Source organism: Methylophaga thalassica MP, from assembly GCF_000214595.1.
In the GTDB taxonomy this organism is placed as follows: domain Bacteria; phylum Pseudomonadota; class Gammaproteobacteria; order Nitrosococcales; family Methylophagaceae; genus Methylophaga; species Methylophaga thalassica.
In genome coordinates this window covers 634747-657495 of record NZ_AFIG01000003.1, presented here as the reverse complement: position 1 = coordinate 657495, position 22749 = coordinate 634747, and the positions used below count along the sequence as shown (strand labels likewise).

Here is a 22749-nt window from a genome sequence, read left to right as displayed (position 1 = left end):
AGCTAATTTAAAGTTAGAGGATAACATTTGCGATGACGGATTTGACCCATTTTAATCAAGCAGGTGAAGCACATATGGTTGATGTTGGCGGTAAAGCCACGACAGACCGTGTTGCCATTGCTGAGGGCACCATCGTTATGTTACCGGAGACATTTAATTTAGTAGAACAGGGCGGACATAAAAAAGGCGATGTATTAGGGATTGCCCGGATTGCTGGGATTATGGCGGCGAAAAAAACAGCGGATTTAGTGCCATTATGTCATCCATTGGCGTTGACCAAGGTGTCAGTCGATTTTGTATTAGACAGTGAAACAGCTTCTATACATTGCCGGGCAACAGTGGGAACCAGTGGTCAAACGGGCGTAGAAATGGAAGCGCTTACCGCGGTACAAGTCACGCTTCTGACCATTTACGATATGTGTAAAGCGGTTGATAAAGGTATGACGATGACCAATATTCGTCTATTGGAAAAAGCAGGTGGGAAAAGCGGGCACTGGCAGCGTAGTTAAGCGAAGATTTCATCAAAGCTCACAAGCTGACCAGAACGTGTTGTGTCATAGCCTTTAAAATCTTTCACTTTTCGATGGAAAGACGGGCTTTTCAATAAACTGATAATGGCCTGTACTCTTGGGTCATCCACTAATAGCTGCGGTACTGCCAAGCAGTAGTGTTCCCATACCAAGGGGATAAACTCCAGATTGAATTTATCGGCAATGGGAGCGATACCAAAGCCAATATCGGCAGCACCACTAGCCACCATGGCTGCCACTGCCATGTGTGTGAACTCTTCATGTGAGTAGCCTTTAATATGGTCACTGGAAATAGCATTCGCTACAAGAAGTTGATCAAATAATGTGCGGGTGGCCGACCCCGTTTGCCGGTTGATAAAAGTGACCCCATCCTGAGTCAGCGAGCTGAGATCGTTGATGTGTTTCGGGTTATCCCTGGTAACCATCAGACCTTGATTCCGACGAACCACATAGATCAATTGATGTTGTTTTTCATCAAGTAGTTTTAAATAGTCGCTCATTAAGTGACGTCTTAACTCGCCAATCGGAAGATGGAAGCCTGCAATATGACAATCACCAGCTTTTAATGCTTTCAGACTTTCCTGACTGCCGTGAAAATGTAAATCCAATAAAAAGTCAGATTGCTGATCGAGTAATTCTTTTAGTGCACCAACGGCTAGACCATGACTGGTAAAAATTTTAAATGTATCGCGGGGGCTATGATCCAAGATGGCTTCAAATTCACGTTTCAATTCGGTGGAAAAGTTATCCAATTCCGGAGAAAATGAGGCGCTGAGATGCCGGTTCGCATGCATTAGTTTCTCCCCGACAACAGCTAATCGCGCACCTCGGCCTCGCTCAAGAATAACTAAAGGCTGGCCAAGTAACGCTTCCCATTTATTCAATAAGCCCCAGGCAAAGCGATATGACACGCCAAGTTTGTCGGTGGCTTGTTTTAACGATCCTTCCTGCTGAATGGCTTCCAGCATCTGAAACAGAATGTCATCAATGTGATGCGGTTTTCCGTGCTGGGTCAGTTGCCAGTGAAAGTCTATTTTAATTTCCATGATTTACATCGGGTAATTGTTGTAACAAAACTGTCATGATAAGCGCCTTTTAACCGCTAACTAAGATTACAAGCTGTTTTGCAGCTATGTAGTGTTAAAAATTCAGACAAGGAGAAGAACATGACGATAAAGAGAAGCCTGCTGGCTGCCGGTGTTCTGGCGGCATTATCGGGTCCTGCCTATGCGGGATCTGAAATTGAAACTCTGATTAATATGCTGCATGAAAACGGTATGGTCAATGATGACCAGTATGGTCGCTTGATGGCAGAATTAAAACAAAATCAGGCTCAGGCAAAACAAGAAAAACAACAAGTCGATGCCAAACTCGCTGAAGCGACCAAGCCTTCAGATGTTGAAGTCACCGTCAAGGGAGGGATTGGTGTTAAGACCCGTGACGGTAAGTTTGAAAGTAAGTTAGGTGGTCGCTTACAAGCCGATGCGGCAAGCTATAGTGGTCAACCTGAAATGGGGGATGGTTCAGAATTTCGCCGTGCCAGGATTTCCTATTCGGGCACAATGTATAACGTGTGGGACTTTAAGCTCGAATATGATTTTGCCAGTACCGGGTCAAATGGCAGGGGGATAACGGATGCTTACCTGGCCTATACAGGCTTTGAGCCAATGGATATCACTGTCGGTAATTTTAAAACACCGTTCAGCTTAGATTATCTGACCAGTGCAAATAACACATTATTTATGGAACGCGCGCTGCCTAACGCTTTTTCTTCAGGAAGAAAGATGGGAATCATGGCGAGTAATGAAACAACGCACTGGTCATGGGCGACAGGCATCTTCGGTGACTCCATCACTAATAAAGGTGGTCAAAATGATGAAGGCTGGGGGGCAACGGCTCGTGGCACCTGGGCTCCCATTAACGATGGTGTGCATTTTGTGCATTTAGGTCTTGGCCTTAACTACCGTGATACTGGCGATAGTGGAAAAGTGGGCTTCGATAGTGAGGCTGAATCACATGTATCTGGTGTGAGCATTATTGATACCGGAGATATTACTTCAGTTGCAGATTATTACAATATCGGTGCTGAACTGGCTGCTGGTCACGGGCCATACTCTGTACAAGGTGAATATATCACCACAAAGGTGAATCGCAATAACGGTAAAGATGCCGACTTTGATGGCTGGTATCTGCAAGCGGGTTATATCCTGACCGGCGAGACCCGCCAATACAAAAATGGTGTGATGGGTGGCGTGAAACCAAGCTCGATTGTCGGTGAAGGTGGTTATGGTGCTTGGGAGTTGGCCTTGCGCTATAGCTCGCTTGATTTAAGTGATGCCGGTATTGATGGTGGGGAAGCGGATGCAATGACGTATGGTGTGAACTGGTATCCAACACCAACATTACGTTTCTCTGCTAACTATGTGGACGTGCTGGAAGTCGATGGTGGGCCGAATGATAATGATGAACCATCCGTATTTCAGGTTCGAAGCCAATGGGCGTTCTAAGATAACTTAACTATTGAGGGCTGTTTACAGCCCTCAATGCTGTTTCTGGTTTTAATTGGCTTTTTTAGGTTTTACTTCGCCAATTGCGCCGTCTGCTCTGGCTTTAAGATAGTTATAAATGTCTTCTCTGCCTTTCATGACTTTTGCATTTGATGACCAGGCCGGCATGCTGCCGATAGTGCCCGTTTTCCCATGCTCTACCGTATTAAAAAATTCGTCTTTGGAAATTACCTTCAGGCTTTCCGCTAAGTTAGGCCCAACCATACCTTGACCATAGGTGCCATGACAGCGGGCGCAGAAGTTTCTATACAGTTTGAAGCCAGCATAACTTGAGGCATCAAGTTCATTGCCATTCGTTACGGTGTAAGGTTTGTCATCAGCAAAAACTGATGGTGCTGAAATAAGCAGCAGTGTTGCTGAAAGCAAAACTGGCTTAATTGATTTAAGTTGAAACAACATGAACATCTCCATTAAATCTGAACTTCCAGCCCCTGTTTCGGGGCCGGATAATTCAATAATAAGATGTTATTTTTTGACCTGGTTGGGTGATTTGCCATGATGTATAGGTCAAATACCTTTCTTTTGTAGGATTTTATCCTCGATTTAACAGATCTCTTAAATCAATCAAAGCCGCATTGGCCCGAGACACGTAAGAAGCCATCACTAATGAATGATTAGCGAATAAGCCAAAACCATTCCCATTCAAAATGACCGGGCTTAACACCGGCTCCTGTGTGGCTTCCAGTTCGCGAATGATCTGACGAAGGCTGACTAGAGCGTTTTTCTTCCTTAAGACATCAGAAAAATCATATTCGACGGCTTTCAATAAATGGATGAGGGCATAGGTTGTTCCTCGCGCTTCGTAGAATACGTCGTCGATTTTATTCCAAGGCGTTTTTGTCACCACTTCATCTGCTAAAGGGGTTGATTGCAGCGCCTCAGCATCACCGGCTAAGTCAGTATTAATCCGGACCTGACCCACACTGGCGGTTAAGCGCTGTGACAAGCTACCAAGACGTTTTTCTGCCACGGATAACCAGGCGACTAAGTTATCGGCCCTGGCATAAAATTGAGCATCATCCTGATTACTGCTCAATCTCGCTAAGTAGGATTTAAGAGACTTAATGCCTGCACGGTATTCACGTTCAGTGGGCGGGAATAACCAGGAGTTGGAATTAAAGTTAAACTGAGGTTCAGCAATCGCCAGATCCTCATCTTCACGTGATTGTGATTGTGAACGACTGATGTCATTGCGCAAGACCCGAGCAAAATCACGAATCTGCACCAGCACACCGAACTCCCAGCGAGGGATATTGTCCATCCACACGGATGGTGGCATGACATCATTGCTCAAGTAGCCACCCGGTTTATCCAGTAGCTTTTCAGCGAGTGTGATGAGTGTCGCTGTGGATGTATAACCGGTTACCAGTTGTTGTTGCTGTTGAGATGCCATAATTCGGGCATTTTCAGTGGGGTCAAATTCACTGGGGGCGATGCTCCACCACACCATCAGAATGACCATAATGGATGCAATCACACCTATGATGACGCCGGTGGTCTTAATGATACGTTGACGAGTTGTGGTATCGGCAAAACTGTCGCTGACTGACCAGCCGAAATCACGGATTTTATGTGTTAAGCGTTTCATTGACATCTCATATCTGAATAAGTGGGAGTGTTATGTGACAGCTTATGCGCTATGAATCTTTAAGACAATGGGGTTGATGAAAGACAATTCAAGCTTGACTTAAATTGCTTCACCTCAGAATAATGACAGGTTTGCAAAAATGATTAGGAAGCGGGGGACGCTTTTGTTATGACATTGAGAATTGAGATCGATGATCTGGCCAAATATTTTGGTGCGATCAAAGCCGTTGATGGTGTGTCATTTTCTGTCAGTAAAGGCGAAGTGCTAGGGTTTTTAGGCCCGAATGGTGCCGGCAAATCAACGACGATGAAAATGATTACCGGGTTTTTGACACCAACAAGAGGTACGGTAAGAGTTTGTGGTTATGACGTGCTGACAGACCCTATTTCGGTGAAAGCACATTTAGGATATCTTCCTGAGGGGGCACCGGCTTACGCGGATATGACGCCGGATAGTTTCCTGAAGTTTATTGCTGAAATTCGAGGTATTAAAGGGGCTGACAGACGTCGTGCTGTAGACAGTGCAGCTGAGCGGGCAAGAATTACCAATGTCATGTATCAACCGATTGAAACCCTGTCGAAAGGGTACAAGCGTCGTGTTGGTCTGGCTCAGTCTATTTTGCATAATCCGCCGGTGTTAATTCTTGATGAACCTACAGATGGTCTCGATCCGAATCAAAAACACGAAGTCAGAACATTAATTAACGAAATGGCGGAAGATAAAGCCATTATCATCTCTACCCATATTCTCGAAGAAGTACACGCTCTGTGTACGCGTAACGTCGTTATTGCTAACGGTAAAGTGAAGTTTGACGGCACACCTCAACAACTGGAATCAAAATCACGCTATTACCATGCAGTTGTGGTCAATGTCGCTAATGTCGAACAAAAGGCATTCGAGACCTTCTTGAACTCATTGCCGTTTGTTGCTCAAGTTGAACCTGTGGAAGGGGCTGGCTTCAGAGTCTATCCAAAAGATGGACAGCAAATTACCGCCGACTTATCAGAGAAAATTCGTGAGAATGGCTGGAGCATTGATGCCTTGCATGCGGAAGCAGGTCGCCTGGATGAAGTTTTCCGTAGTATTACCATGCCTAGTACGGGAGCCAAAAACTGATGAATATGCGTAATATCTGGTTCATTATGAAACGTGAGTTTAATGGCTATTTTGCTACACCGGTGGCTTATGTTTTCATTATCATTTTCTTGTTGTTAACCGGCTTTTCAACATTCTATGTTGGTAACTTTTTCGAACGCGGTGAAGCCGACCTTTATCCTTTCTTCTCCATGCATCCATGGTTGTACATCTTGTTGATTCCGGCCATATCAATGCGTTTATGGGCCGAAGAACGTAAGAGTGGCTCAATTGAGTTATTGATGACCTTACCTGTTTCTGTTTTTGAAGCCGTTATTGGTAAATTCCTCGCGGCCTGGGCGTTTACTGGCTTAGCGTTGTTTTTGAATTTTCCATTGTGGATTACCGTGAATTATCTGGGTAATCCTGATAATGGTGTCATTGTGGCGAGTTTCTTAGGCAGTTTATTAATGGCGGGCGGTTTTCTGGCCATTGGCTCATGTATCTCAGCGATTACCAAAAATCAGGTGATTGCCTTTGTGATTAGCCTGATTATTAGCTTGGTATTTGTACTGAGCGGCTATGGTATCGTCATTGACTTTTTCAGCGGCTGGGCACCTAAGACATTAGTGGAAACAGTGAGCTCGTTTAGTTTCTTGACCCATTTTGACGCTATCAGCAAAGGCGTAATTGATATGCGAGATATGATGTATTTCATTTCATTAATCGTTATCTGGCTGTTTGCTAACGCCCTTATCGTCAATGCTCGTAAGGCTGACTAGGAGAGAATTGCGACGATGAATAAACAACTATTATCTGCAACAGGTCTGATTCTGGCCATCATTCTGTTTGTATCATTCAATATTGTGGTCAATGGCAACTTCAAATCAGCACGTGTTGATTTGACTGAGGATAATCTTTACACCTTATCCGATGGCACGGTTAACATTCTCAAATCGATGAAAGAGCCGATTAGTCTGCGTTTTTACTACACAGAAAAAGCAGCTCAGGCGTTGCCTAGTTTGAAATCCTATGCACAACGTGTGCAGGAACTATTGCTTGAATATCAACGAGCTTCGAATGGCAAGATTCGTTTGTTTGTGATGAACCCTGAACCTTTTTCATCCGATGAACAGCGTGCTGATCAATATGGTTTGCAGTCTGTGCCGATTGATGGCGAATCAGATCCATTATATTTTGGTTTGGCTGGTACCAATGAAGTAGATGGTGTTGAGACGATTCCTTTCTTTCAGCCAGAAAAAGAAGATACGCTGGAATATGATCTGACAAAATTGATATACAAACTGTCTAACAACAACAGAAAAACGGTGGGTGTGATTAGCTCTCTGGAAGTTGATGGTGAGCAGTACGATCCTTTAAAAGGTGAAGTCGCCTCTGCTGATGGTGCCAAACCTTGGGCTATGATGGCTGAGTTACGTCAGATGTTTAATGTCTCTATGCTACCTACCGACGTTCGCCGTATTCCCTCAAGTATGGATGCTTTAGTGGTGATTCATCCCAAAGAGCTGTCTGAAAGTACACTCTATGCGATCGATCAGTACGTGTTGGCTGGTGGTAAGTTGATTACCTTTGTTGATCCTTACGCAGAAGTCGATAAGCCGAAAAAGGATCCGGACAATCCAATGAGTGCCATGTTGGCGCCTCGCAGCTCAAATATGGATGAATTATTTGAGGCATGGGGCTTTAAGCGTTCCAATACTGATGTCGTAGCGGATCGTAAAACCGCAACGAAAGTGGATTTTGGTGCTAAGACAGATTATCAGCCCATCGATTATGTACTCTGGCAGAAGTTGACCAAAGGCAACTTTAATAAAGATGAGCGTATCACCTCAGCTTTACGTCAATTGAATGTTGCCACTCCAGGGCGTTTTGAGATTCTGGATGGTCATACCACAAAAATTACGCCTTTATTCTCATCAAGCAACGAAGCGATGCTGGTGGATAAGCGGGTGGTTCAATTCCGTAATGATCCTGTTGCCCTGTTGACCAAATATCAACCGGGGACAATTAGTTATCCAATGGCTATTCGCGCCCAAGGCGAGGTAAAAACAGCGTTCCCTGATGGCGCGAAAACGGTGTCTGGTGAGTTGAAAAAAATGCCAGGCCATTTAGATAAAGCTAAGAGTGATATTGATGTTATCGCCATTGCTGATGTCGATATGCTGGATGATCGTTTTTGGGTCGAAACTCAGGACTTTTATGGCAAGCAATTAGCCTTTAATACATCAAATAACATTGATTTTCTGATTAATGCTATTGAGGATATGACTGGCAGTGAAGGGTTAATCAGTATCCGTTCCCGAGCAGGTTTTTCCAGACCTTTTTACAAGGTAATTGAGCTGCAACGTGATGCCGAAAAACGCTTCCGTACCAAAGAGCGTGAATTACAGAACAAGCTGAAAGAAACGCAGCAACGTATCGCCCGTATGCAAGTCCAGCGTAGTGGTTCAGGACAACAAATATTATCTCCTGAGCAACAAAAGGAAATTGCTGAATTCCGTCTTACCGCCAATAAGACTCAGCAACAACTTCGTGATGTACAGGCTAACTTGCGTAAAGATATTGATAAACTTGATGCACAGCTGAAGTTTTTCAATATAGGTTTGGTACCGATATTAGTCGGATTATTAGCGGTTTTCACTGGCTGGATGCGTATCCGGAAACGCAATAAAGCACGTAGCCAGCAATAACGATGCTGTTTTAGTCGACTCGATAATAGGTTTATAACATGACAAAAAAATTCAACAGTTTGACTATTCTTTTCATTATTACGGTCGTGATGGTATTGCTGATGTTAGTAACCATTTATCGAACTGATGATAATGATGATGATTATGGATTGTTGTTTCCTGATTTATTCAGTGAATTGAGTCAGGTAGATAATATTCAATTCAGCAGTGGTGAAGATCAGTTTTCACTGCATCGAGAAGGGGAAGACTGGTTTATTCCTGATCACTACAACTATCCAGCAAACTTTGATGAAGTGAAGCGTATGTTGATTGATCTATCAGAAGCAAAGCTGATGGAGAAAAAGACCTCTAATCCAGAGCAATATGCTGTGCTGGGCGTGGATGGTGCTAAGCCTGAAACGCCTGATGGTGATTCGATCAAAGTGTTGTTAAAGCATGGAGATAATGACATTGCAGGCTTACTATTAGGTAAGCAACGTGACGTGACTGTCGCCAGTGCTGGCCCTAAACAGTTTTATGTCAGGCGTGTAGGTGACGAGCAAAGCTGGTTAGCCGAAGGCTACTTGCTGATTAGTCCAGTGATGTTGAACTGGATTGATAGTCAGGTTATTGATTTAGCGCGTGAACGTATTGCTCGGGTGGAAATTATTCAGCCTAATGGTGATATTGCTACGCTGGTAAATTTAGGCAAAAAAGACAAATTTGGCACACCTGAGTCGGGTGAAAAAACCGTATTTAAATATCCTCAGTTGGGGTACGACATAGCGGGATCATTACACCAGTTGCGTATGGAAGACGTGTTACCGAAAAAAGATTTTAATCGGGGCGACGCGGACGTGGTCATTGCGCGGTTTATTACATTTGATGGTTTGGTGATAACCACCAAAACGTCATTTATTGATGGTTTCTACTATTCAACGTTATCTGCGGATTATCAGCCGGAACTGATCAGCGAAGCATCTGATGATATTAAAGCGCTTGATGTACTGAAATCAGAAGAACAAGTCAAAACTGAAGCGGAAGCCTTAAATAAAAAACTGTCTGACTGGGTATATCGTGTAAGTGGTTTTACAGGGACTAATCTGATGAGAGCGAAAGCCGATATTGTTACAGAAAAAAATAATGTTATCCCAATGCCGGCTGATTTAAATGGTTTTGGACCACTCCGCTAGGCATAAAAAAGGCTCTGAAAAGAGCCTTTTTTTATTTCAGCATTGACTGTACTGCTGCCGCTAGTTCATCAGCAGAAAATTTAGGGATAAATTTATCTGCACCGACTTTTGAAACCAGTGCCTGATTAAATGTGCCGCTCATTGAGGTATGTAATAGAATGGGCAAGCTCTTCATTGCCGGGTCATTTCTAACTTCAGATGTCAGTGTATAACCATCCATCTCTGGCATTTCGATATCGGATATCATTAAGGCGATTTTTTCATAGATATCTTCACCATTCGCTTTCCACGCCTTGAGCATATCCAGAGCTTCCTTACCATTTTTAGCTAAGGTAATTTCTAAACCAATTTGCTCAAGCGTGCGTTTAATCTGATTTCTGGCCACACTGGAGTCATCAACCACCAGAATATGTTGTCGTATCTCTTGGTTATGTTCAGAATAATTATTGACCAACTCAGAAGATACGTCAGCCTGAATACCCATCACCTCGGCTAAAACTTGCTCAACATCAATAATCTGGACTAACTTGTCTTCAAATTTGGTAATAGCAGTCAGATAACTGCTGGCACCCGATGCTGCTGGTGGCGGTAATACATCAGACCAACTGATATTAATAATACGTTCAACAGAGGTGACTAAAAATCCTTGAACAGAACGGTTATATTCGGCGAGGATGACAAAACTCTCTGCCATATCTTGTATAGGTCGACGTCCGATGCTTTGTGATAAATCAACAATGCTGACGGTCTGTCCACGTATAGAGGCCATACCTTTAATATTAGGATGAGACTGTGGAAGCTTGGTTAAGGCCGGACAAGCAATCGCTTCACGAACTTTAAAAACGTTAATGCCGTAAAGCTGAGCGGTGCCTAGACGAAATAACAATAACTCCAGACGATTCGTACCGGCAAGGTTGGTACGTTGGTCTACACCATCAATAATGCTGCTCATGTTGACTCCTCTATACTTAATGATGCTATCGGCAATGCTTAACAAGTCTTGAGTTTTTGCGATTGAGTCTAGGCATATAACTTGCAGCATTGAAATCAAGAAGTTTTTTAACCTCACATATTAGGTAAACTCGCATGATTCGTAGATTTTTTTTATGCTTTCTAAGTGTCGTTTTTTTGACGCCTTCTGTAAATGCCGAATCTTTACAAGCTTTAGCCGGAATTGAGCAAACTGCTTACGTTTTTGCCATGAACGATGCACAAGCCTATTACGACAATCCTCAAGTGATTGTTGATGCTATGGATAAACGCTTACGACTGCAAGCCTGTTCTGGTGATTTAGAAGCTTTTTCTACATCCAATGCTAATACAGTCGGAAAAAGAACTATCGGCATCCGCTGTCTTGCGCCAATAGAGTGGACTGTATACGTAGCTGTTCAAGTCAAAGTCATGCGCCCTGTCGTTGTGGCAGCGAAAGCGTTGTCAGCAAATCAGACTTTGAAAGCATCCGATGTTAAAATTGTTATGCAGGATATTAGTGACTTACGGCAAGGTTTTTTACTTTCAACTAACAAGGTATTGGGTCAACAGTTAAAGTATCCCGTTGCTTTGGGAACAGCGCTGACTCCACGTAGTCTCAAGCAACAGAAAGTCGTTCAGCGAGGTGAACAAGTCATACTTGTTGCGCAAGCAGGATCCATGGAAGTGAGGATGAATGGCATGGCGATGGAAGATGCCGTTTTAGGTGATAAAATTAAAGTAAAAAATAATTCTTCAAACCGGGTGGTAGAAGGTGTCGTACAGGCGCCAGGCATTGTTCAGGTGACAATGTAAAAAATTCTCAACTTTCTTTCTTTGCTGCCGATACAACAAACATAAGATAAACGGAGACAGCTTATATGTCTGATATTAATAGTATTAAACCACCATCTCAGACGGAATATAACCCGTCACGAAATGTAGGTGAACGCAATGAGACGGCAGAAAAATCACCGTCAGTGACAACATCAAGCCCAAACACGGAAAGTGATAAAGTGAGTTTAAGCGATACACTGTCGCAGGTAGAAAAAAGCTTAGCTGATGTCCCTACTGTAAATCAGACTAAAGTCGATAGTATTAAAGCGGCAATTGATAACGGCACTTATCAGGTGGACAGTCAACAGTTGGCACGAAAAATGATTGATTTTGAGGGTAACTTGTAGAAAGGACATCCTCATGTCAATGAATGCCATGCAGCAGCTGAGTACGATTTTACAATCTGAAATCAGCAATAGTACTGCACTTGCAAGCCTGTTAAAGCAGGAACGTGATGCGTTAAAAATTTCAGATGTTGATAAAGTCTCTGAAATAACCAAACTCAAACAGCCGTACCTGTTAAAGCTGGAGCAACTTGCCCGACAGCGTGAGCAGTTACTGTCTGCTGTCGGTTTCCCAGCAGGAAAGTCTGGTTTAGAGGCCTTTATTGCAAACCAGGAAGAAGCCGACGCAACTCGTATGTCTATGCAGGTATCGCGGCTTCGTGAAGTGGCAAAAACTTGCCGGGAGTTTAATCAAATAAACGGTGGCATTATCAATGTAAACCGGCAATATTTGGTCAGGGCTTTATCTATTCTCCGTGGACGCGATCCCGAAACTGGCGCTTACGGACCCGGTGGTGAATATACCAGCCAAGTTGTCAGACAACCTTTAATTGGTCGCGTCTAATTTTGACACCAATCTGCTAGCACATTTACCCATGCCGGATCATCATTCATACATGGAATGAGCGTCAATTTCTCGCCGCCGGCTTCTTTAAAGACTTCTTCGCCACGAATGGCAATTTCTTCTAATGTTTCGAGACAATCGGTGACAAATGCCGGACATAAAACCATGACATGTTTTGCACCTTGTTGAGCTAAATCTCGCAAGGTGTCTTCTGTATTTGGTCCTAACCATTTTGCCCGGCCTAATCTAGACTGGAATGCGACGGAATAACGCTGTCTTTCTAAACCGGCTTGCGTGGCGAAACATTCAGTGGTTCTCATAACCTGATGTCGATAGCAGGTTTTATGAGCGGGATGACTCCCCTGGCAGCAATTATTCTGTTTTAGACAGTGTGAACCCGAACTATCCAATTTAGTGATATGTGACTCGGGCAGCCCATGATAACTAAATACCACGTGGTCATAAGGTTGTTCGAGATAAGGCTGAGCACTTGTCACTAAAGCTTCTATGTATTGAGGGTGATCGTAAAAGGGAGGGATGATCGTCAGCGTAATATCTAATCCATGTTTTTTGATAACACGCTTAGCTTCCTCTATAGATGTGGTCACCGTGCTGTCTGCGTAATGCGGGTAAAGTGGGATATAGAGTACTTCTTCTATCGATTTATCTGCGGTAATTTTTAATAGCTGCTGTTCAATACTAGGATTGCCATAACGCATTGCCATTTCTACAGGCATTGTTAGTCTAGCCTGAAGTGCATTTTTCAACTTTTCTGATAAAACGATTAGCGGAGAACCTTCAGGCATCCATACACTTTGATAGGCTTCTGCTGATGCCTTTGGCCGAGTGGGCAAGACAAACAGGCTGACAATCATCCTGCGTAGTATCCAGGGCAGTTGAATCACATATGGATCCATTAAAAACTGATTAAGATATCGGCGTACGGCTGTTGTCGTAGGTGCGTCAGGAGAACCAAGGTTAGCTAATAAGATGGCACGTTTTGTCATAGGATTAGTTTACGGTTTATTCAAAAGATTGTAGAGAGCATTATCTAGCTCAGTATATTGGAATTGATAACCAATTTCCTTGGCTTTTTCCGGATACGCTCTTTGCCCCCCTAATAAAAGTTGAGACATTTCACCTAATGCCAATTTTAAAATTGATTCGGGTGCTTTTAGGAATGTGGGGCGATGTAGCTGCTCGGCCAGAGTGTGGGTAAACGTTTTATTTGTGACCGGATGAGGAGCTGTAGCATTGAATACCCCTGTTGCTGAAGGATTCTGGCTGATATAAATAATAAGTTGAACGATGTCAGTAATATGAATCCATGGCATAAACTGGTGTCCATCTCCGAGCGTGCAGCCAAACCCGAGTCTAAAGGGTAATAGCATACGTTGAAGAACACCACCATCCATGCTCAGAACGAGTCCGGTACGAATGATACAGACTCTGATATCATCCGCAGCGGCTAATGCGGCTTGCTCCCACTTCTCACAAAGTTCGTGAGCATAGTCACTTTTGTAAGCGCTATCCTCAGTCAACGGTTGAGCCCCCTGATCGCCATACCAGCCAACGGCTGAGCCGCTGATTAATGTATGTGGCTTATGCTGAAGACTTTTTATCCAGTTGACTAAATTTCTGGTCAAGTCGATTCGGCTTTTTTCCAAAATTGTTTTTTGTTTTTCACTCCATCTCTTATTCGCAATAGGTTCACCGGCAAGATTAATGACAATATCTACAGCATGTTTCTGATCGATTTCATCAAGAGATTCTACGGTTTTTACCTTGTCACTAAAGAGGTTGTAGACTTTTTGTCTGTCTCGGCTTAGAACAGTGACATCATTACCCGATGTTAAGAGATGCTGGCAGAGTGATGAGCCAATGAGTCCTGTACCACCAGTAATTAGATAATGCATATTGATGTCCTTAATAATCTTCGCCAGACCTTCACATTTTTTAGTAATTCCAATGCTAATATAATTTACACAAGATGAGATGGACGTGAAGAGATGAAAATTAAAGTCGGCATCAGTAGTTGTTTGCTAGGTCATGAAGTACGTTATGACGGTACGCATAAACATTTGCGTCTGGCTACAGAGAGTTTGTCGCGTTATTTTGATTTTGTACCTGAGTGTCCAGAGGTGGGAATAGGCATGACTATTCCACGCAAACCAATACGTTTGGTGGGTAACCCTGAGAGCCCGGATGCGGTTGCCGTTCATGATGAGACGTTAGATTACAGTCATGCACTGACGGCTTTTGGAGAAAAAAAAGCAGCAGAACATCAAGACTTGTGTGGATATATCTTTATGAAAAATTCACCGAGCTGTGGTTTGTTCAGGGTAAAGGTTTATCAGGAAAATGGTTATCCTTCTGCTACTCCTGGACGAGGCTTGTATGCCAAAGCGTTTACCAATTTACATCCTTTATTACCGGTGGAAGAGTCGGGGCGATTATGTGAGCCTTTACTAAGAGAGAACTTTGTAACACGTGTTTTTGCTTATGCGAACTGGCTTCAGCTCAAAAAGCAGGGCTTAACGGTAAAAGCCATTTTAGATTTCCATGTCCGTTATAAATATACCTTGATGGCACATTCTCCATCGAAGTATGCCGAGTTGGGCCGTATGTTAGCGGATGCGGGTAATCATGAACCAGATGCATTGGGTGAGCGTTATTTTGCAGAGTTAATGACGACACTGAAAACATTAGCATCAAGAAAAACCCACACAAATGTATTGATGCATTTACAGGGGTACTTGAAGAAAAAAATTTCGAGCTCTGAAAAACAAGAGCTGGCGACGATAATTGAACAATACAGAACTGCGCAAATTCCTTTGATAGTGCCTGTGACACTGTTACGGCATCATTTTAACAATCATCCAGATCCATACATAAACAAACAGGCATACTTGCAGCCTTATCCAGATGATTTAAGCTTAAGGAATGCTATTTGACGTTATTAATGATGAATTATGATGAGGGTGAGTTCCGTTTAGTGATGGAGAATTTAGCAAAAACTTCTGCTGCTTAGTTTATTCCGGTGACATGGGGTTAGTAATGAGATTCTAATCAATGATATTCTCATGTATTCATAACGTTACGGATAGATAAGCTAGATATGGATGCTCAAGTTATACTAAGAAAACAAGCTGATCGCTTATACGACGAAGTGTTGTTTTCTAACCTCACAGTAATGGGCGTCTCCATACTGGTTTTTATCGTGTTTTTTGATCATGTCCAGTCCCACTCAATATTATTATTTAGCTGGAGTCTTACTATTTGCCTATTGTCTTCAATACGGCTGATAGTTCTGTTTCTATATAAAAAACATAATGATATTTTTGGTTTTACGCCAAAAAAATGGATTATTCTCTATACCTTTCTGACGGGGTGTGTTGGGATCGTTTGGGGGTTGGCAAGTATTTTTTATGTCATTATCGACGATGTTCAAATCAATACCTTATTCTATATTCTAATCAGCACTGTGATAGCTGCTGCTGTGCCTGTACTAAGTGCTTATTTCGCTACTTTTCTGGCGTACACCCTTCCCCAATTAGTATTACTTACCAGTATGTCAATTTATCAGATCGAGACTACGTCAGCGGATAAATTGGTTTACATCCTAATGTTTGGTTTTATTGCTTTTTATGCCTTGATGTTTTCTATGGCGAAGCGGGCGAACCACAATCTGATCAGAAGCTTGAACCTGCAAGAGAAAAATCAGTATTTAGTAGATCAACTTAATGATGAAATGATAAAACGCGAAGAGCTTATTGAAGAGCGAACCAAAGCGTTACAACTGAGTAATGAAAAATTACAAGCCAGTCAGGCGCACATGCTCAAGTTATCTCGGGCGGTAGAGTCAAGTCCAAATTCTATTCTGATTATGGATGCAAAGGGTACGATTGAGTATGTCAACAAAAAATGCGAACAGGTATCAGGTTATTCTGCCACCGATATGATTGGCCAGAGACTCGAGAGCTACAAATCGAACAAAATGGTTTCAGCATTTTTTGACGAAATCTGGCATCAGGTTGCTTCTGATGGGCAATGGTCAGGAGAAATCGAAAACCGCCGGAAAGATGGCAGTCTCTACTGGGTTAAGCTTTATCTCGCAGCAGTTTATGATGACAAACAACAGATTAGTCACTATGTCGCTATTTATGAGGATATCACCGAGTCAAGAAAACTAGCGAAGAAATTGTCATTTCAAGCAACACATGATGATTTGACTGGTTTGATTAATCGTACTGAATTTGAGCGACGATTGTCGATGCTGGTGAATGATGCTCAGCGAATAGGAACTGAACATGCCTTATGTTTCCTTGATTTGGACCAATTTAAAGTCATTAACGATACCTGTGGTCATATTGCAGGAGATGAACTGCTTCGGCAGTTAGGATCGTTACTCGGTAATTCCACACGAAAAAGCGACACGTTAGCAAGACTTGGCGGTGATGAGTTTGCGATTCTTGTGGAAGATTGTGAGCTGGAAAAAGCCGAGTTTATTGCAAATGAAATTAAAGAATTGATATCGCAATTCCAGTTTATCTGGGAGTCTCAAGTTTTTACTGTCGGTGTCAGTATTGGTGTCACGATGGTGACCTCCCACACTCGAGATAGAACTGAGGCGCTTAAACAGGCCGACAGTGCATGCTATGCGGCCAAAAATTCTGGCAGAAACCGCGTTTACATTTATCAGGAACAAGATCAGCAGTTAACCACTCAGAAGGGAGAGTTTAAATGGGTCAATGAGATAAAGGATGCATTGACCGAGAATAGATTCGAGTTGTATGCACAACCTATTGTTAGCACTGCAACAGGCTCACTGGACATGTATGAAGTACTCGTCCGACTGAGAAACAGAGCGGGTCGATTATTCCCACCGGGCGCATTTCTATCCTCGGCAGAGCGTTACAATTTGTCTGAACGAATTGATAAATGGGTTGTAAGCCATGTATTTGAATGGTTGGAGGAACATTACACTTCCGTACCCCATTTAAAATACTTAGCTATTAACCTTTCAGGTACGAGCCTAGGTAATGAGGATATGTTGGACTTTATCAAGACAAAATTATCCTCAGCGTCTTTTCGTCGGGAAATGATTAAGTTTGAAATTACTGAAACCGCCGCTATTGGTAATTTGAAACAAGCTCACTACTTCATTAAAAGCTTATTGGAGTTAGGCTGCAAATTCTCTTTGGATGACTTTGGTAGTGGCTTGTCATCGTTTGCCTATCTGAAAAATTTACCCGTACAAAGTATTAAAATTGATGGAATGTTTGTGAAAGATATGCACATCGACCCACTTGATTATGAAATGGTTAAATCGATTAATGATATCGGTCATGTTATGGGATTGGTAACTATTGCTGAATTTGTTGAGGATGAAAAAATCTGGCAAAAGTTAAAAGCCATTGGCGTTGATTATGGTCAGGGATATCATTTAGGAAAACCTGAACCTATTGATGGCATTCTTCATCATACTCAAACCATTGAGCCTGTAGCATAATTTGATAAGACTCTAGCAAGAAAGTTGCGCGTGATATTTCTAGTCAGATAATTGACAGTTACATAATCGATTGCTATCGCTTTATTTTTAATTTAAGTTATTGATAATTATATAAAAATATATTTTATTGCTATCTTGTTGTTTGGGCATGGTTCCTGCAAAAGCTTAACTATCCAGCATGTTTTACTTTTTTGGTAATTAAGTCTGTATAGGAGATGATGTATGAATGCCCTGGCAAAAATGGATGACGCCGCTCAATTACAACAGGAGCAAAATCAGTTTTCACAACTATCTACACATTATGATAAAAAATATCGTACAGGCTGGTTTCGTATGCATGGAGAGCCCAGACCTTGTTTTACACCGACCTTACTGAGTGAAATTGCTAGCTATTTTTCGAGTGTTAAACAAGACATGCGATTATCTCAGGGGCAAAAATACGATTACCTGGTGCTAGCCTCAGATGTTGATGGCATCTTTAATTTGGGAGGTGATCTGGGGCTGTTTGCAAATCTTATTGAGCAGCAAGATGCCGATGGTTTGCTGGCGTATGCAGTGAGCTGCATTGACGTTTTATATGCCAATATGTCCCATCTCGATAGCGATCTGACCACTATCGCTTTAGTCAAAGGTGATGCACTGGGAGGGGGCTTCGAGTCAGCGCTATCAAGTAATGTATTGATTGCTGAAAAGGGCGCCAAACTCGGGCTTCCCGAGGTCTTATTTAATTTATTCCCTGGTATGGGTGCATTCTCACTTTTATCAAGAAAAATTGGCGCATCAAAAGCAGAAAAAATGATTCTGGCCGGTAAGTTATATTCTGCTGAAGAGCTTTACGAGATGGGCGTTGTCGATATTCTCGCTGAGCCTGGACAAGGCGAATGGGAAGTTTATCGTTATATTGAAAAATCGAACAAAAATGCGAATAGCCATCGGGCTATGAGACAGGTTAAGGATGCCTGTAGTGCGGTTAGTTATGACGAATTATTGACGATCACTAAAATTTGGGCTGAGTCAGCATTGAAATTGCAACCTCGTGATTTACGTATGATGCAACGTCTAGTCCATCGTCAATCCAGTAAAACAGATGTCTTAGCATCGGCTAATGTTTAGTTTCATAATTATGGTCGGTAATGGTTTTTTTGAGGGCAACTAATGAGTCATTAAATACCTGGCTGATATCTCGGGCGATTTGTTTGATCTCGTGACTGTTGATTTGATCGGGTTTTATCTGTTCAGCCTGACGTGTTAACCCGGCAAGTTTGATGGCGCCAATTTCAGTGGAAGAGCCCTTAAGGGCATGTAAACTTTCACGATATTGATAATAGTCATCGAAGACGGCACTGTTGATAATATCAATGTGCTTGCGGCCATCGTACTCAAAGCCACTGACGAGGCTATTGATAAATTGTTCACCTCCGCCAAGTTGTTCTAATTCGGAGATGAGGCTGTAATCGAGTAATTGTTCATTGTCTGGTGTTGAAATACTCTCACTGAACGGAGGCGATGACTGCTTTTGTTTTGATTGTTTTGTGAAACTTGCTATCTCTGACAATAGTGCTTTTGAATTGATAGGTTTTGTCAGAAAAATATCAGCACCGGCGTCAATGCTGTTTTGTCTAGCTTCAGGTGTGGCATCAGCGGTAAGGATTATGGACGGTATTTTTCTTGATGTGTCCATGAATTGAGTTGCTTTGATGATATCAATTCCAGAATAACCGGGCATATTCATATCCAGTAGCATTAAATCAATCTCGTCGTAATGCTCGCTGATAAGACTCATCGCTTCTTCACCGGTATTGGCTAAGATAAGCTTGTGTCCTATTTGACTCAAGATGCCTGATAATACCCGCTGATTAACAACATTATCTTCTGCGATAAGAATAGTTAATTGAGTCTGGGAGTTAGCTTCGGATTGATAGTATTCATTGAGCTTAACCACCTTATCAGCGTTATAGAATGTAGACTCAGCTGAATGCAGCGCATTAAATAAAGCTCTTTTATCCAACACATCTTTTACTGAAGAACGATAAAACTGGTTAAGCTCTTCGTCCTGAAGCACATCTTCATTATGATTGACTAACACTAACGACAAATGTTGAAGACTGTCTTCTTGAGTTAAAAGTTGTGCATATTGAACGGGGCTGATTCCAGCCATACAATCACTATCGATGACTAAAGTAGAAAAAGGTTGTTCATTTTCTGCTGCGGTCATTAAGGCTGACATTGCCTGAGCTGAAGACTGTACACATTGATATTCCAAATTCCATGTGTCAAAGCTTTGGCATAAAGATGAAGTGATTTTTTCTGTAGCGAGAACGAGTACTTTATGTTCGTTTAATTCCAATTCATATTCAGAGTGGGTGTCAAAAGGCAGTTCAAACCAGAACGTTGTTCCTCTGCCGAGTTCACTTTTTACACCTATCTCTCCTCCCATGAGTTCTACGAGCTGTTTAGAGATCGTGGTTCCGAGCCCTGTACCCTGGTATTTCGACGTGTTTGACATATTGGCTTGCGTGAAGTTATCAAATATCTTATCCAGATATTCTTCAGCTATGCCGATGCCAGTATCACGTACTTCGAACCGTATCGTTATTTTTTGACTTATTGTATCAGTCGCTAATTTTTCTAACAGTAATTTTACCGAACCAGAGTCCGTAAATTTAATGGCATTTCCCAATAGATTAATTAGAACTTGACGTAAATGTTGTGGATCGCCTATCAGTCGATAATCAATATTTGAGTCGATATGATAACTGACGCGGAGGTCCTTAGACTCACCCATTACGGCCTGTAATTCGATAATGTTATTAATCAAAGAATGTAAATCAAAACTCTCTTTAGCAATATGTATCTTGCCAGCTTCGATTTTTGAAATATCCAGCACATTTTCAATTAAACCCGATAAGGTCTGCGCTGAATTACGCATGATATTAACGAATTCGTACTGTTGTGGGCTTAGCTTGGTTTCACCTAGCAAGTCTGCAATGCCTATTACACCGTTTAGGGGTGTCCTTAATTCATGGGACATATTCGCTAGAAAACGGCTTTTAGCTTCATTGGCAAGTTTTGCCGTTTTTATAGCGACATGCAGTTTATTGATTAAAAATGCCGAGTAGACAGGGATGACCAGCAATAACAACAGTAAGCTAAACCCAATGGGTTTGTGCTGGAGATCCTGCCAATAAGGACCGTAAACCACCGCGATACTAAAGCCAATCAATCCCACGCAGAGTGAAAGATAAAGGTATCGAGTGCCATAGCGGAAGCCATTACCCAAAATTACCCAGAGATAGAGAATAAACAGAAACACACTCTCATCGCCTGAATAAAACATCAGAATCGACAAAGAGCCCAGATCTAAGAGGATACCGGCAAAGCGTCTGAAAGGAGAGGGATGAGGATGGCGCAATATCGCTATGGCAATGGCCATAGCGCCAGCATAATAAATTAAAGTGACTAAGGTGGGATGAGAAAGCAACGTATCTTGTAGCTGCTCACCATCATTCCATGGCAAGGCGAAATAGAAAAGAATACCAAGACCAATAGTTAAGCGTACTTTGATGGCTTGCTCAGGCTCACTGTCACCGGTGTTATTTAGGATGGAACGAAAGTGTTCTAAGCGAGCTAAAAAACGGTGTTTACGATTGGGCTTAGCGTTATCTGAATCGTTCATTAGGTTCATCCGCATACTCAGCCTGAATTGCTTTTATCTTATCGAGACTTTCGATAAACGCATCAACACATTCAGGGTCAAAATGGCTGCCAGATTGTTTTCTTATATAGTCAATGGCGTCTTGAAATGGCCATGCCACTTTGTATGGTCTTTCAGAGACAAGGGCATCAAATACATCGGCTACAGCAACAACACGTGCGATGAGGGGAATTTCATCACCCTTTAATCCATTCGGATAACCTTTTCCATCGAAACGTTCATGATGATTCAAGGCGATGATAGCGCCCGTTTGCATGTAGCGAGACTGGCTGTCCGATAAAATGGCATGTCCAATAGTCGTATGGGTTTGCATGATTCCCCACTCATGTTCACTTAGCGGGCCTGCTTTAAGCAATATACCGTCAGGAATACCAATTTTCCCAATATCATGCATGGGAGCGGTATATTCTAATTCCTCACACTCTCTCTGACTGAAAGTATTAAGCGACTCAGCAATCACGCGTGCATACTTCGCCATACGAATAACATGATTTCCTGTGCCTTCATCTCGATATTCGCCAGCACGAGCTAATCGTAATAAGGTTTCTTTTTCGCGATCGACCACTTTCTTTGTGGCAATCTCAACTTGCCTTGCCAGCCAGTCTGCACGGTCTTGAATAATCAGGTGCTGTTCCTGCATTTGAAGTAGATTTCGGCAAGTGGTTCGGCATTCAATCTGATCTATTGGTCGGGTTAGGAATGCGGTAGTACCTGCTTCAAGAGCATCGTAGCGAACAGATTTTTCACTAACAACAGTGATCATCACAATAGGTACAGTCTGACAATGAGGCATGACGCGAATTTTTTGAATAAATTCCACACCATTCATATTCGGCATACGATAGTCGGTGACGATGAGATCCGGTTCATTATCGTTAAGCCATATTAGACCTTCTCCCGGACTACTTAACGACGTAACAACAATATTGTCAGCAATTTGTTGAATAATGCGTTCTAGAATTGTGCGCCCTGTAGATTGGTCATCAATGATCAATACGTGTTTTGATTTTTTCAGAATGCTTTGCCTCCTGGCTTTTGCATAGGGACTCTGAGTGATTAGTTTGTCTTCGCGAATCAAGATGGTTTACCTGATTATGTGGCACTTCTGACCGCGCATCCTGCAATAAAGCCACTAAAGACAGCTTACGAAACCTGTAGGCTGCTAGTTAAAAGTATCAAAATGCCTCAATTAAACTTGGCTTTCAGACTCTAAATCTAATCATTA

At 42.4% G+C, this 22749-nt stretch carries 20 protein-coding genes; 12 read left to right on the top strand and 8 right to left on the bottom strand.

What is annotated here, in order from left to right; translation table 11 throughout:
* Window positions 1-32 precede the first annotated feature (32 nt).
* Window positions 33-509, top strand: coding sequence for a cyclic pyranopterin monophosphate synthase MoaC (gene moaC, locus MAMP_RS14730; RefSeq protein ID WP_007146893.1), 477 nt, complete (start codon window positions 33-35; stop codon window positions 507-509).
* On the opposite strand, the gene MAMP_RS14725 is transcribed toward moaC, so the two are convergent.
* The gene (locus tag MAMP_RS14725; protein WP_007146892.1) at window positions 506-1576 is read right to left on the bottom strand and encodes a substrate-binding domain-containing protein; all 1071 of its coding nucleotides are present in this window, start codon (window positions 1574-1576) and stop codon (window positions 506-508) included. The two genes, moaC and MAMP_RS14725, sit on opposite strands and share 4 nt — an antisense overlap.
* A 120-nt stretch (window positions 1577-1696) precedes the next feature.
* Here MAMP_RS14725 and MAMP_RS14720 point away from each other — a divergent pair, with 120 nt between their 5' ends.
* Window positions 1697-3037, top strand: coding sequence for an OprO/OprP family phosphate-selective porin (locus MAMP_RS14720; RefSeq protein ID WP_007146891.1), 1341 nt, complete (start codon window positions 1697-1699; stop codon window positions 3035-3037).
* A gap of 51 nt (window positions 3038-3088) precedes the next feature.
* Here MAMP_RS14720 and MAMP_RS14715 read toward each other — a convergent pair whose 3' ends face one another.
* Together MAMP_RS14715 and MAMP_RS14710 are read right to left on the bottom strand one after the other, a co-directional pair.
* Entirely contained in the window at window positions 3089-3496 is a 408-nt protein-coding gene (locus tag MAMP_RS14715; protein WP_007146890.1) for a c-type cytochrome, read from the bottom strand.
* A 133-nt stretch (window positions 3497-3629) separates the two neighbouring features.
* Window positions 3630-4685, bottom strand: coding sequence for a DUF2333 family protein (locus tag MAMP_RS14710; protein ID WP_007146889.1), 1056 nt, complete (start codon window positions 4683-4685; stop codon window positions 3630-3632).
* A gap of 168 nt (window positions 4686-4853) precedes the next feature.
* Here MAMP_RS14710 and MAMP_RS14705 point away from each other — a divergent pair, with 168 nt between their 5' ends.
* Genes MAMP_RS14705 through MAMP_RS14690 form a run of 4 tightly spaced genes read left to right on the top strand, consistent with a single transcriptional unit; the run spans window position 4854 to window position 9642 of the window.
* Complete coding sequence (locus MAMP_RS14705; protein WP_007146888.1) at window positions 4854-5801, top strand: ABC transporter ATP-binding protein; 948 nt, start codon at window positions 4854-4856, stop codon at window positions 5799-5801.
* Window positions 5801-6541, top strand: coding sequence for an ABC transporter permease subunit (locus MAMP_RS14700; protein ID WP_007146887.1), 741 nt, complete (start codon window positions 5801-5803; stop codon window positions 6539-6541). Before MAMP_RS14705 ends, MAMP_RS14700 begins: the two co-directional genes overlap by 1 nt.
* Before the next feature lie 15 nt (window positions 6542-6556).
* On the top strand, window positions 6557-8470 hold the full coding sequence (locus tag MAMP_RS14695; RefSeq protein ID WP_007146886.1) for a Gldg family protein: 1914 nt from the start codon (window positions 6557-6559) through the stop codon (window positions 8468-8470).
* A gap of 38 nt (window positions 8471-8508) precedes the next feature.
* Window positions 8509-9642 carry a DUF4340 domain-containing protein gene (locus MAMP_RS14690; protein ID WP_007146885.1) on the top strand — a complete coding sequence of 378 codons (1134 nt, stop codon included), beginning with the start codon at window positions 8509-8511 and terminating at the stop codon, window positions 9640-9642.
* A 31-nt stretch (window positions 9643-9673) separates the two neighbouring features.
* Here MAMP_RS14690 and MAMP_RS14685 read toward each other — a convergent pair whose 3' ends face one another.
* Entirely contained in the window at window positions 9674-10594 is a 921-nt protein-coding gene (locus tag MAMP_RS14685; RefSeq protein WP_007146884.1) for a chemotaxis protein CheV, read from the bottom strand.
* A 134-nt stretch (window positions 10595-10728) separates the two neighbouring features.
* Here MAMP_RS14685 and flgA point away from each other — a divergent pair, with 134 nt between their 5' ends.
* The 3 genes from flgA to MAMP_RS14670 all read left to right on the top strand — a co-directional run bounded on the left by flgA (window position 10729) and on the right by MAMP_RS14670 (window position 12297).
* Window positions 10729-11427 (top strand): flagellar basal body P-ring formation chaperone FlgA, encoded by a 699-nt coding sequence (flgA, locus tag MAMP_RS14680; protein WP_007146883.1) that lies wholly within the window; start codon window positions 10729-10731, stop codon window positions 11425-11427.
* 65 nt (window positions 11428-11492) lie between these two features.
* On the top strand, window positions 11493-11795 hold the full coding sequence (flgM, locus tag MAMP_RS14675; RefSeq protein WP_007146882.1) for a flagellar biosynthesis anti-sigma factor FlgM: 303 nt from the start codon (window positions 11493-11495) through the stop codon (window positions 11793-11795).
* A gap of 13 nt (window positions 11796-11808) precedes the next feature.
* Window positions 11809-12297, top strand: a complete 489-nt coding sequence (locus MAMP_RS14670) for a flagella synthesis protein FlgN (protein WP_007146881.1) — start codon at window positions 11809-11811, stop codon at window positions 12295-12297.
* On the opposite strand, the gene hemH is transcribed toward MAMP_RS14670, so the two are convergent.
* Together hemH and MAMP_RS14660 are read right to left on the bottom strand one after the other, a co-directional pair.
* Window positions 12294-13304 carry a ferrochelatase gene (gene hemH / locus MAMP_RS14665; protein WP_040576634.1) on the bottom strand — a complete coding sequence of 337 codons (1011 nt, stop codon included), beginning with the start codon at window positions 13302-13304 and terminating at the stop codon, window positions 12294-12296. The genes MAMP_RS14670 and hemH overlap by 4 nt on opposite strands.
* 9 nt (window positions 13305-13313) lie before the next feature.
* Window positions 13314-14213 (bottom strand): TIGR01777 family oxidoreductase, encoded by a 900-nt coding sequence (locus MAMP_RS14660; RefSeq protein ID WP_007146879.1) that lies wholly within the window; start codon window positions 14211-14213, stop codon window positions 13314-13316.
* 93 nt (window positions 14214-14306) lie between these two features.
* Between MAMP_RS14660 and MAMP_RS14655 the strand changes: the two genes are divergently transcribed.
* From MAMP_RS14655 to MAMP_RS14645, 3 genes are all read left to right on the top strand, one after another.
* The gene (locus MAMP_RS14655) at window positions 14307-15251 is read left to right on the top strand and encodes a YbgA family protein (RefSeq protein ID WP_007146878.1); all 945 of its coding nucleotides are present in this window, start codon (window positions 14307-14309) and stop codon (window positions 15249-15251) included.
* A gap of 164 nt (window positions 15252-15415) precedes the next feature.
* Complete coding sequence (locus MAMP_RS14650) at window positions 15416-17809, top strand: EAL domain-containing protein (protein WP_007146877.1); 2394 nt, start codon at window positions 15416-15418, stop codon at window positions 17807-17809.
* Window positions 17810-18031: 222 nt separating this feature from the next.
* Entirely contained in the window at window positions 18032-18922 is an 891-nt protein-coding gene (locus MAMP_RS14645; protein WP_007146876.1) for a crotonase/enoyl-CoA hydratase family protein, read from the top strand.
* Here the strand turns inward: MAMP_RS14645 and MAMP_RS14640 are convergent.
* Together MAMP_RS14640 and MAMP_RS14635 are read right to left on the bottom strand one after the other, a co-directional pair.
* A complete protein-coding gene (locus MAMP_RS14640) occupies window positions 18912-21485 on the bottom strand; it encodes an ATP-binding protein (RefSeq protein WP_007146875.1) in 2574 nt (857 codons plus the stop codon). The genes MAMP_RS14645 and MAMP_RS14640 overlap by 11 nt on opposite strands.
* Window positions 21469-22602 (bottom strand): HD domain-containing phosphohydrolase, encoded by a 1134-nt coding sequence (locus MAMP_RS14635; protein WP_007146874.1) that lies wholly within the window; start codon window positions 22600-22602, stop codon window positions 21469-21471. Before MAMP_RS14635 ends, MAMP_RS14640 begins: the two co-directional genes overlap by 17 nt.
* Window positions 22603-22749 lie beyond the last annotated feature (147 nt).